The sequence below is a fragment of the Streptococcus hillyeri genome (assembly GCF_041081565.1).
Lineage (GTDB): Bacteria > Bacillota > Bacilli > Lactobacillales > Streptococcaceae > Streptococcus > Streptococcus hillyeri.
In genome coordinates this window covers 715,817-727,317 of the sequence record NZ_CP163513.1, presented here as the reverse complement: position 1 = coordinate 727,317, position 11,501 = coordinate 715,817, and the positions used below count along the sequence as shown (strand labels likewise).

Here is an 11,501-nt window from a genome sequence, read left to right as displayed (position 1 = left end):
CAATCGATTGCTTTTAAAATATTGAAAAAAGCCTAGCTTAGCTAGACTCTTATTTCACATATTTTAAGCGTAAAATTTTCTCTTGATTCTTCGTCAAACGCAATAGGATAACAACCTTGTCAATAGACATATTGCTTTCCAAAAGACGTTCGGCTGCCATCATAAGACCGTTATTAATCCCCATTTCTAAAATAGGATTTTTCTTATCGTTAACGTCAAAGATAAATTTATTATCTGGCAAGTCAAAGAGGACTTTTACAGCACCAAAGAGTTGTTCAAAGTTATCAATCGCTACATCATAAACTGGTTTGGTTCCAGGCTTCAAAGTCCGTCCACGATGGTTAAACCACATTGAGTGCCAACCACCATTATGCGCTCCCATGATGTCATTATCGTAAGAATCACCAACATAAAGGGTTGTCTGTGGATTCATATCAAACTGCTCTGCTGCAAGGTTAAAAATCTCTTTTTCTGGTTTTTGGAAACCAGTTGCTTGACTGACAATAACACGCTTAGGATCTACATACTCATAGAGCCCCAACTTCTTAACTTTTTTCAACTGATGCTCAGTCGGACCATTTGTAATAATCCCCATTGGGACACCTTTTGACTTGAGAAAATCAAGGGTCATACGCATTTCATCAAGCATGGTAATATTTTCAAGCTCACGCTCATAGACCTCTTGGAAATGATTGCCTTCTTCTTCCATAATGTCACGATGCCCAAATTCTAAAAGGGTCTCTTTGCAACGCCAAAAGCGGAAATACTCAGTCGTCCACTCGCCCGCCATTACACGGGGGAAACCAACATCTGAATAATGACGGAAACGAATATAGGCCTGATTCATCTTGCTCATATCAAAATCAGGAAAACACTTCTCCATCGCTATACGATAAGGGGCTTGCTGATCGTAAATCGTATCGTCAACGTCAAATACAATGGAAGTTATCATTACAGTCTCTTTTCTTAAAGATTTATCACTATGGTTTCAATTATACAATGTTTCATCTCATTTTTCAATATTTTCAACATTTTCAAAGCTAAATTCCCAAACTAACTTCCACCGTCTGTTAAAGTGGAAGTTAATCTGATAAAACCTCTAACAACCAGTGGAAATCCGTGTCAGGGTAAGTTCCACTGGTTTTTATAATGGTTGATTTTATTGCATTTTTAGGCGAATTTAGGTGAAAAAAGGGTACACAAAATCCCCTCATCTGAAAGCGTTTCAGATTAAGTTCCGTTATGGTGGAAGTTAGTGTGAGACGTTTGAGTGGCTTATATTTAGATTAGTTTTTAGAATTTATGTTGGAGTAATTTTGGGGACTGACAGACGTCTTCTGCGGGAATTAAGGAAATGCCAAGAAGTTTAGCCAGTTCTTCGTCATAGGTAAAGGTAAAGAGCTCATAAGCTGATTTCCCATTCAAAGCAGCGCGTTTCACGCTATTGACATGAGAACAGACTAGGTTGATATCGTCCTGAGTTAAGTTATCAAAAGAAGTTCCCTTTGGTAGAATATCGCGAATAAGGGAGTGATTTTTCTCAATTTTTCCTTTCTGGTCAGAGCGATTAGGGTCACAAAAGAATAGTTTAATCTCACCTCTGATATCCATCTCGATGTCATCAACTCTGGCAAATTCTCCGCCATTATCTGTAAGAATGATAGGGAAAACATCGAAGAAATTTCTATCAGCCTCATAAAGTGTGTTCTTGATGACATAGAAGTGTTTAGCGACCTCAAGAGCGGTTTTATTGTCCAGAAGTCTAGCGAAGATAAAGTTACAGAAAGACAAATTGAAGGTGAGTAATACTTTTCCGCCAACCCGTCCAATAACGGTGTCCATTTCAAGCCAAGAGGTCAGTTGTCTATGTGTCAGGTAGTTTTGGAAGTCCTCATAAGAACGCCCTTTTTTAGCTTCTTTAGGGATAGAAGGCAGGATAGATTTGCGCCTTTCTTTGAATTTTACAGCTCTAGCCAGATCAATAGGAGCGATAGAAAGGTATCCTTTACGGATGTGTCGATAGACGGTTGAGGAACTGACATCAAGGTTATGCGTTTTAAGGATGTGATAGATGTGTTGTCCCTTTTTCACACCATCAGAAATGACTTTATCCATATCCCAGAACGTTTGAGAGTTGAGAGGTGTTCCTTCTCGAGCCTCAACGAGGGTTTGTTCGTATTGTTTTTGAGCCTGTTTAGCGAGGTAGAAGATTTTCTTGTAGCCACAATTTTGTCTTCTCTTAGGACATCCGTTACAGACAAATGGGGATTTATCAATGAGAGGGCAAGGAAGCCCATCACTGGTAGAGGTTCTGACCTGTCTGTTACGTTTGACCTCTTTGGAAACGGTAGTAGGATCTTTTAGGATAGTTTGTCCAATGGCTTTGAAGGTTTCTCCACGTTCTAAGCCAAGTTGGATGTCATTGCGGTCTGAGAGGGTAAGGTGTTTATATTTTGTCATAGTAAGGACTCATTTCTAACACAAACGTCTCAGACTTAATTCCACCATAAAAATCCGTTTTAGACTAATTTCCACTTCGAAAGCTAAAGTGGAAATTACTTTGGGAAATTACCCAACATTTTCAAACACTTAAATCGTGGAAAAATACGTGTATTCTCTTAATTTTTATGGTAAAATAGGTAAGAATATCTATTGGAGGATGACATGTCAAACGAACATATTGAAGAATTAAATGATCAACAGATTGTTCGCCGTGAAAAAATGGCGGCCCTTGCTGAACAAGGTATTGATCCATTTGGAAAACGCTTTGAGCGTAGCCATAACTCAGCAGAATTAAAAGAACTCTATGCTGATAAAGATAAAGACCAGTTGCATGACCTTGGTGAAACGGCTACGATTGCTGGTCGTATGATGACCAAGCGTGGTAAGGGGAAAGTTGGTTTTGCCCACATCCAAGACCGCGAAGGCCAAATTCAGATTTACGTGCGTAAAGACGCTGTTGGTGAAGAAAATTACGAAATCTTCAAAAAAGCAGACCTTGGGGACTTCCTTGGTGTTGAAGGTGAAGTGATGCGTACCGATATGGGTGAGCTTTCTATTAAAGCGACAAAACTCACTCACTTGTCAAAAGCTCTTCGCCCACTTCCTGAAAAATTCCACGGTTTAACCGATGTTGAAACGATTTATCGCAAACGCCATCTTGATTTGATTTCAAATCGTGAAAGCTTTGAACGTTTCGTAACACGTTCAAAAGTGATTTCTGAAATGCGTCGTTACCTTGACGGACTTGGTTTCCTAGAAGTGGAAACGCCTGTCCTTCACAATGAAGCTGGTGGTGCTGCTGCTCGTCCATTTATCACTCACCACAATGCGCAAAACATTGACATGGTGCTTCGTATTGCAACTGAATTGCACTTGAAACGTCTTATCGTTGGTGGTATGGAACGCGTTTATGAAATCGGACGTATCTTCCGTAATGAAGGGATGGACGCGACCCACAACCCTGAGTTCACTTCTATCGAGGTTTACCAAGCCTACGCTGACTACCTTGACATCATGGACTTGACAGAAGGTATCATCCAACATGTTACCAAAGCCGTTAAAGGTGATGAGCCAGTGATTTATCAAGGCACTGAAATCAATATCCATGAACCCTTCAAACGCGTTCACATGGTCGATGCGGTTAAAGAAATCGCAGGCGTTGACTTCTGGCAAGAAATGACTGTCGAAGAAGCTATCGCTATTGCCAAAGAAAAACACGTTCCAGTTGAAAAACACTTCACTTCTATTGGTCACATCATCAATGCCTTCTTTGAAGAATTCGTTGAAGAAACGCTTATCCAACCAACTTTTGTCTACGGACATCCTGTAGAAGTCTCACCACTGGCTAAGAAAAATGATAAAGATCCACGCTTCACAGACCGCTTCGAACTCTTTATCATGACTAAAGAGTACGGAAATGCCTTCACTGAGTTGAACGACCCAATCGACCAATTGTCACGCTTTGAAGCCCAAGCTGCTGCCAAAGCACTCGGTGACGATGAAGCCACAGGTATCGACTACGACTACGTTGAAGCCCTTGAATACGGTATGCCACCAACAGGTGGACTTGGTATCGGTATCGACCGCCTCTGCATGTTGCTAACAGATACCACAACTATTCGTGATGTACTTCTATTCCCTACTATGAAGTAAGATTAATGTAAAATTTAGATACTACATCACAATATGTCCCTCACGTTTCTTTATCTTCAAGCGTGAGGCTGAAAAGGTCTAGTAGATCACAAATATAGCACTCGTGCCTTTGTTTTTAGCGAGTGATTGAGGCTGGAAATTTTCCAGTCTCTTTAATTTTTTGTCATAAGTACAGACTACTTCACTTCTCAAAATAGTTGATATTAGAAATATTGAGTCCAAAAACTTTTCAGCTCCTAAATGATAACATAAAAAACGAACCATCTCAGACTTAGAGACAAACTCTAAGTGAGAGGTTCGTTTTTATAAACACAAACTCACCTCGAATTTGAGGTGAGCTTCCTTTATTTCTTCCACGCTGATTTTTCTGCTACAGCCGTGAATAAAACGTCTGTTGATGAGTTAAGAGCAGTTTCACAGGAATCCTGGATAACGCCAACGACAAATCCGACACCTACAACTTGCATGGCAATATCGTTTGGAATACCAAAGAGGCTACATGCCACTGGGATGAGAAGCAGAGATCCTCCTGCTACACCTGACGCTCCTGCTGCTGATAGGGCTGCTACTACTGATAAAAGCAAAGCTGATCCAAAATCAATGGTGATTCCCAAAGTATGAACAGCAGCCATTGTTAGGACATTAATGGTGACAGCCGCTCCTGCCATATTAATGGTAGCACCAAGTGGGATAGAAACCGAATAAGTGTCAGGGTCGAGTCCTAGTTTTTCACAAAGTTTCATATTAACTGGAATATTGGCTGCAGAGCTCCTTGTAAAAAAGGCTGTGACACCACTTTCACGTAAACATTGGAAAACCAATGGGAAAGGATTGGTACGCATCATGACAAATGCAATCAATGGATTCACGATAAGAGCCACAAACGCCATACTACCAACTAAGACGACCAGTAAAAGAGCATAATCTTTCAAGGACTTTAAGCCATTGTCTGCTACAGTCGCAAAAACAAGTCCCATAATTCCAAATGGCGCTAGGTTAATAATCCAAGTAACGACCTTGGAAGTTACCGTCGCCAATGTTTCTAACAATTCCTTAGTCTGTTTATTGGAATGACGAAAGGCTAAGCCAAAGACAACCGCCCATGAAAGGACACCGATATAATTTGCTGTTACCAAAGCATTGACTGGATTGTCCACAATTTTTAAGAGCAAGGTCTCAAATACCTCTGCAATCCCTTGTGGTGGGGCAATATCTGTTGCCATTGCTGCAGTTGATAAGACTAATTTCATCGGGAAAAGAAAACTCGCTACTACTGCTACCAAAGCTGCTACAAAAGTACCAAATAAATATAGGGCAATGATTGTTTTCATATTTGTTTTTTGTCCCTGTCTAGCATGTGACAAGGCATGTGCTACTAAGCAAAATACTAGTAAAGGTGCGATAGCTTTCAGAGCTCCTACAAATAGGGTGCCAAATAAACTAATGACCGTTAACGACGGAAGAAGAACTCCTAGGATAATGCCTAGAATAGCACCAATCCCAATTTTCTTAATAAGACTCATTTGCCACCAAATCTTCGTTACTTTTTTCATAGTATACCTCTAATTTTTAGTATATTTTTAATATCATATCGTAATTTCATGCACAAGTCAACAGTTATTTCTTGATTGATAACGCTTTAAAAATAGAATAGAGACCGAAGTAATATTCAGTCTCTATTATTTTTATTCAAAACATTATGAATTTGCTACTGCTGCTTTCAGAGCATCTACCTTATCCAATTTTTCCCATGGAAGGTCGATATCTGTACGTCCCATGTGTCCATAAGCTGCTGTTTGTTTATAGATTGGGCGTTTAAGATCAAGCATCTTAATGATACCTGCTGGACGGAGGTCAAAGTTTTCACGCACCGCTTTTTCCAAAGCAGCTTCAGAAACTGTCGCCGTACCAAAAGTATCTACACGCACAGATACTGGATGAGCCACACCTATAGCATAAGCCAATTGAACTTCTGCTTTCTTAGCGAGACCTGCTGCTACGATATTTTTAGCGATGTAACGTGCCGCATAAGAAGCAGAGCGGTCAACTTTAGTAGCATCCTTACCAGAGAAAGCACCACCACCGTGACGAGAATAACCACCGTAAGTATCCACAATGATTTTACGTCCTGTCAAACCAGAATCTCCTTGAGGTCCACCGATAACAAAGCGTCCTGTTGGGTTGATAAAGAATTTTGTGTCTTCATCAAGATATTCTGTTGGAATAACAGCTTTAATGACTTGGTTAATCACATCTTCACGAATTTGCTCGTTTGTTGCTTCTGGATCGTGTTGCGTAGAGATAACAACTGTGTCCACGCGCACTGGTTGATCATTTTCATCATATTCCACTGTAACTTGAGATTTTGCATCTGGACGAAGGTATGAAATGGCACCTGATTTACGAAGCTCAGCTAATTTACGAACCAATTGGTGCGATAATGAAATCGGAAGTGGCATTAATTCTGGTGTCTCATCAATGGCAAAACCAAACATAAGACCTTGGTCACCTGCACCAATCAAGCTAAGTTCATCTTTTTCCCCATCACGTACTTCAAGAGCTTCATTAACCCCTTGGGCAATGTCTGGTGATTGTTCAATCAACGACGGATGTACGCCAACAGAATCTGCCGCAAAGCCATATTCTGCATTGTTATAACCGATTTCAGCAATCGTCTCACGAACAACCTTGTTAATATCCACATAAGCTGTCGTAGAAATTTCACCAAAAACATGAACAGAACCTGTATAAACAGCTGTTTCTGCTGCAACGTGTGCTTCTGGATCTTGCTCTAAAATCGCATCTAAAATCGCATCTGAAATTTGGTCTGCAATCTTATCCGGATGTCCTTCCGAAACTGACTCAGACGTGAAAAGTTTACGTTCTGACATAAAAATGTCCCCCTTTAATAAAAATCTCGTAGGTCTCCTTGAACGATAAAGAACACTACGCGTTACTAGGTTACAAAGCACTAGCTATAAAACAGTTGAAGTCTCACAACAGAGGAAACAATCACTAGCATACAACTACCTTTTCGGGACTTAATAACGTTATTATTCTAACATAGATAACTCATTTTGGCTATTAAAATCTTCTCATTAAAAACTACCAAAATCAATCTTTTTATACTATACTAGACTTATGAAAACATACGAAAAAATTTTTGAGGCACTTTACGAGAAAAAAGACTTTATTACCGGTGAAAGTCTAGCTCAATCCTTGCAAGTGTCTCGCACAGCCATTTGGAAAGCTATAAAAACTCTTGAAGAACAAGGCATTACGATAGAAACCAGCAAAGGAAAAGGCTATCGCTGGGTATCTGGTGACCTCTTGATTCCAGATAAAATCACTTCCCAAACCGGTCTTCCTGTGACTTTTGTGCAAAGCAGCGCTTCTACCCAATTAGATGCCAAGCAAGGTATGGACAGTGGGAACTCCTCTCCTAGACTCTATCTGGCGGGTAATCAAACCGCAGCTCGTGGGCGAATGGGGCGCCAATTTTTTGCTGAAAAAAATGGGGGCATTTACATGAGTTTGCACATTAAACCAAATGTAGCCTTTGATCAACTACCGACCTATACGCTCATGGTAGCAAGTGCAACAGTCCGAGCCATTCACCGCCTAACCGGTAAAGATTGTGATATCAAATGGGTCAACGATATTTATTTTGAAGGTAAAAAAATTGTTGGTATCTTAACAGAGGCCGTTTCCTCAATTGAGACTGGTACTATTACAGATGTTATCATTGGTGTAGGGATTAATTTCCATCTTAAAGGTATTCCAAACGATCTCAAGCAGAAAGCTGGTAGCCTCTTTTCAGATGATTTGCCTACGATTACACGAAACGATCTCATTAGTGAAATCTGGCATATCTTTTCAACCATTCCAGAACATGATTTGTACAAGGTCTACCGTGATAAATCATTAGTATTAGATAGACATGTCACTTTCACACAAAACGGGCAGGATTATTCAGGAATTGCCCAAGATATTACTCCAAACGGTGGCCTCCTTGTTGAATTAGATTCTGGTGGCATGATGGAAATTTCTAGTGGGGAAGTTAGCTTAACGTCGTGGTAATAACTATAATTCAAATCAAAAAGCCTAAAATTTGGTCACATCCGACCAAGGATTTTAGGCTTTTTTGTATGATGTTAACTCAATTTCTCCATCATAGACAAAATCATCATCAATATGGTGGGCGATTTCAATAACAGTGACTGGTAGATTAAATAGCAGATTTCGAATGTTCTTGGCATTTTCAGCATCAAGCGGAGCTGTCACTTCATCTGCAAGAAGGACATCTTTTTGTCTAATCAGACTGCGTGCAATTTCAAGCCGTGCCCGTTGTCCACCAGAAATATTTTCGCCATTATTAGCAATTTGATACTCTAAAATATCATCAAACTCAGACGTCAAACCTACCTGCTCTAGCTTTTCCAATAATAGGGCATCGGAAAATTCAGCTCCTAGCGTCAAATTATATCGAATGCTATCATTAAAGAGATAAGGTGACTGAGCAATTAAACCGATTCGCTGTTGGTAATCTTTCATCACCTGACCGTCATCAAGTACTATCGTTAGCCCGCCTTTGTCTGGAATTAATTCTTGTAACATCAACTTAAAGAGAGTCGATTTTCCAGAGCCACTTGGTCCTTTAATCAAGTATTTCTTCCCTTTTTCAAAGCGATAAGAGAAATTAGAAAATAGCACCCTACCTGCAAAAGATTTGGTCAATTGATGACATGCTAACGCTTCGAAACTTTTAGTAGATACTGAATTTGTCTGAACGTTAGGGATATCCTGTGCCAATATTTGATCGAATTTATCAGAAATAGCCTTTGCTCCTTTGAGCCTAAAAATATCGTTAATGATATTCATCAAAGGTTGTTCCAGACGTGTTGCCGCAATAAACATCGCAATCAGGTCAGTCGTTCTCAAATCTGTCCCTACTGTCATCAAAACCAGGCCCAAAAAGATTGGTAAGAATTGAGACACAAAGAGCATCAGATTGGCTAAAAAGGCAAAGAAAGATTGATAAATCCCAAATGTTTGCCGTGACTTTTCATAGTATGCTGATTGTTTTTGAAGCACTTTAAAACTAGGAGAAAGGGCTTGATTCTGAGCCAATGTTGACCTTCCAGCAATCGTATCACTCAATGAACTCAGTAATTTCTGTCTTTCTGCGGCTTGTTCGCCCCCTTTTTGCTCTGCTATTTTACTAATTCTAAGTTGAACAACTAAGAAAAGAAAGGCACAGGCAATAAACAGCAAACCAATCGGTATATTTTTGGACAAGAGGTAGATACTAAGTAAGAGGAAATTACTAATATGTGCAACAAGGAGAACACTAGGGCTAATATGGTTCCAGAGATAATATTCGACATCCTGTGTCAATAGCGAAATTTTCTTATCATTGCCCATTTTCTGATGACCTAACATCAACTGCTGATAGAGACTAAGTCGAATGTTGCCACAACCAATGGTCATTATCTGGTTCAGTAAGAGATTGGCAATAAACATGACAGCATATAAGAGCAAATAGAGTGTCAGTCCATAGACCAAAAAATCCCATATCTCTTTGCAGCTATTTAACGCTGTAAGGTCGAAAATTTTGTCTGTCATTAATGGTTCAATGAGAAAGACAAAACTGTTTAAAACACTGGAGATGAGGGCTAAAGTCACCAAAAATTTATTAAAATACTTAAACATCTCATCACCTACAATTCTATCACAGCATCATAACTGAACACTTCATCTACATGGTGAGCCACTTCAATAATGGTCATCGGAAGTGAAAAAATCAACTCTCTTACTCTACGAGCATTGTCTTTATCCAAAGCAGCAGCCACTTCATCCAAAAGCAAAATATCCTTTTGACGGAGTAAAAATCGTGCCAATTCTATCCTGACACGCTGACCACCTGAAACATTACTACCATTATTTTCAATTTGGAAATCTAAGCCTTCAGGGAATTCTTCAAGCAAATGAACTTGCTTTAATACTTTGGTCATTTCTTCACGGGAAAAAGTCTGATTCAGACAGATATTTTCTTCTAGACTTCCATTAAAGAGAAAAGGCGATTGATTCACCATCCCGATATTAGCTTGGTAAGTCTCAAAGACTTGATTGTCATTTGTCACAAGAGCAACTTTTCCAGAATCTACAGTCTCACCCTTGATGATATTTAGTAAGGTCGTTTTTCCTCGTCCACTGGCTCCCTTAATCAAATATTTTTTCCCTTTTTCAAAGGTATAGGAAAACTCTTTAAAAATGGATTTCTCTCCATAGGATTTTGTGATATTTTGCAAAGTCAGAGCTTTAAAATCAGGAATGTATGGAACTTCTGCTTTATCAACATGCTTATCCATTAACTCATAGATTTTTGTTTTGATCGAGTTGGCAGCCTGCATACTAAATGTCGCATACATCATATTTTGAAGAGGACTGGACAAACTACTTGAAGCAATAAACATGGCTACAAGAGAAGATACGGGAATATGACCAAACGTATTTGGAAATAAGAAATAAATACCAACTGGCAAAACACGGCCCAAAAATTGCGTCAATCCATTACAGAAAAAGAGAAAATTAGACAAGTAATAATAATTGCGACGAGCTGTTTCGTAGGTTATTACTTGGTTTTTAAGTTTACCATAGGTAGTCTCAAAAGCCTGATGATGTAATAAAGTACTTCCACCATTAACATAATCCATCAGTAAAGCCATCGAATGTTCTCGCTCCTCGCTCTGCTTCTTTCCCAGAGAATCCGTAAGTTTCGTCAAAGACAACTGAGGTAAGGGACGCAACAACGAGCCTAGAATAAATAACAATGCTAACGTTGGATTTAAGCTGATTAAATAAATAGACACTACAAGGAAAAGCATTCCATTTTTGGGCAAACGCATAACCTGCGTCACATAATTATCATAGAAAAACTCTAGGTCTTGGCTCAGAAAATTGGTTGCCTCATGTTGGTCTATGCTCTCACTAGATAGTAAGACTGTTCTCGCCAATTTTTTACGCAAGATTAGCATCATCCGTTTACAAGACATATCGTAAACTACATTTGCTCCAAACTCTAGACCATAGAATACCAAATAGGTCAATAAACCCACAGCAAAGAGTTTCCACAAAGAATTAAAATCAGATATCGTATCAATCGCAATAACCTTTTTAATCACGAGTGACTGTAAAATACTAGCAAAGCCACCCAGAATAAAGATAAGAAGGGCGACATACTTGAATTTTCCAAGATAAGATAATAGTTTCATGATATTTCCTCCGAATTAAACCACCTAGACACAACCAGTGAAAGCAATCAATGGCTAATCCCTTTAAGTATA

At 39.3% G+C, this 11,501-nt stretch carries 8 protein-coding genes; 2 read left to right on the top strand and 6 right to left on the bottom strand.

Going from position 1 to position 11,501, the window contains the following annotated elements; translation table 11 throughout:
- Positions 1-49: 49 nt before the first annotated feature.
- Both AB6M99_RS03595 and AB6M99_RS03590 read right to left on the bottom strand, forming a co-directional pair.
- The gene (locus tag AB6M99_RS03595) at positions 50-952 is read right to left on the bottom strand and encodes an HAD family hydrolase (RefSeq protein ID WP_121836101.1); all 903 of its coding nucleotides are present in this window, start codon (positions 950-952) and stop codon (positions 50-52) included.
- Positions 953-1,293: 341 nt separating this feature from the next.
- The gene (locus AB6M99_RS03590; RefSeq protein WP_369350352.1) at positions 1,294-2,460 is read right to left on the bottom strand and encodes an IS30 family transposase; all 1,167 of its coding nucleotides are present in this window, start codon (positions 2,458-2,460) and stop codon (positions 1,294-1,296) included.
- A 204-nt stretch (positions 2,461-2,664) separates the two neighbouring features.
- Between AB6M99_RS03590 and lysS the strand changes: the two genes are divergently transcribed.
- The gene (gene lysS / locus AB6M99_RS03585; protein ID WP_121836102.1) at positions 2,665-4,155 is read left to right on the top strand and encodes a lysine--tRNA ligase; all 1,491 of its coding nucleotides are present in this window, start codon (positions 2,665-2,667) and stop codon (positions 4,153-4,155) included.
- Between the two features lie 344 nt (positions 4,156-4,499).
- On the opposite strand, the gene sstT is transcribed toward lysS, so the two are convergent.
- Positions 4,500-5,708 carry a serine/threonine transporter SstT gene (gene sstT, locus AB6M99_RS03580; protein WP_121836103.1) on the bottom strand — a complete coding sequence of 403 codons (1,209 nt, stop codon included), beginning with the start codon at positions 5,706-5,708 and terminating at the stop codon, positions 4,500-4,502.
- A gap of 144 nt (positions 5,709-5,852) precedes the next feature.
- A complete protein-coding gene (gene metK / locus AB6M99_RS03575) occupies positions 5,853-7,046 on the bottom strand; it encodes a methionine adenosyltransferase (RefSeq protein WP_121836104.1) in 1,194 nt (397 codons plus the stop codon).
- Between the two features lie 250 nt (positions 7,047-7,296).
- Between metK and birA the strand changes: the two genes are divergently transcribed.
- Positions 7,297-8,235, top strand: coding sequence for a bifunctional biotin--[acetyl-CoA-carboxylase] ligase/biotin operon repressor BirA (gene birA / locus AB6M99_RS03570; RefSeq protein WP_121836105.1), 939 nt, complete (start codon positions 7,297-7,299; stop codon positions 8,233-8,235).
- A 54-nt stretch (positions 8,236-8,289) separates the two neighbouring features.
- Here the strand turns inward: birA and AB6M99_RS03565 are convergent, their stop codons facing one another.
- Both AB6M99_RS03565 and AB6M99_RS03560 read right to left on the bottom strand, forming a co-directional pair.
- Complete coding sequence (locus AB6M99_RS03565; protein ID WP_121836106.1) at positions 8,290-9,867, bottom strand: ABC transporter ATP-binding protein; 1,578 nt, start codon at positions 9,865-9,867, stop codon at positions 8,290-8,292.
- Between the two features lie 8 nt (positions 9,868-9,875).
- Entirely contained in the window at positions 9,876-11,429 is a 1,554-nt protein-coding gene (locus tag AB6M99_RS03560) for an ABC transporter ATP-binding protein (RefSeq protein ID WP_183121684.1), read from the bottom strand.
- Positions 11,430-11,501: the final 72 nt, after the last annotated feature.

Bases quoted from the DNA above. Each gene is read 5' to 3' on its own strand.
- AB6M99_RS03595 (WP_121836101.1), bottom strand. From the start codon at position 952: ATGATAACTTCCATTGTATTTGACGTTGACGATACGATTTACGATCAG.
- sstT (WP_121836103.1), bottom strand. From the start codon at position 5,708: ATGAAAAAAGTAACGAAGATTTGGTGGCAAATGAGTCTTATTAAGAAA.
- AB6M99_RS03560 (WP_183121684.1), bottom strand. From the start codon at position 11,429: ATGAAACTATTATCTTATCTTGGAAAATTCAAGTATGTCGCCCTTCTT.
- AB6M99_RS03590 (WP_369350352.1), bottom strand. From the start codon at position 2,460: ATGACAAAATATAAACACCTTACCCTCTCAGACCGCAATGACATCCAA.
- AB6M99_RS03565 (WP_121836106.1), bottom strand. From the start codon at position 9,867: ATGTTTAAGTATTTTAATAAATTTTTGGTGACTTTAGCCCTCATCTCC.
- lysS (WP_121836102.1), top strand. From the start codon at position 2,665: ATGTCAAACGAACATATTGAAGAATTAAATGATCAACAGATTGTTCGC.
- metK (WP_121836104.1), bottom strand. From the start codon at position 7,046: ATGTCAGAACGTAAACTTTTCACGTCTGAGTCAGTTTCGGAAGGACAT.
- birA (WP_121836105.1), top strand. From the start codon at position 7,297: ATGAAAACATACGAAAAAATTTTTGAGGCACTTTACGAGAAAAAAGAC.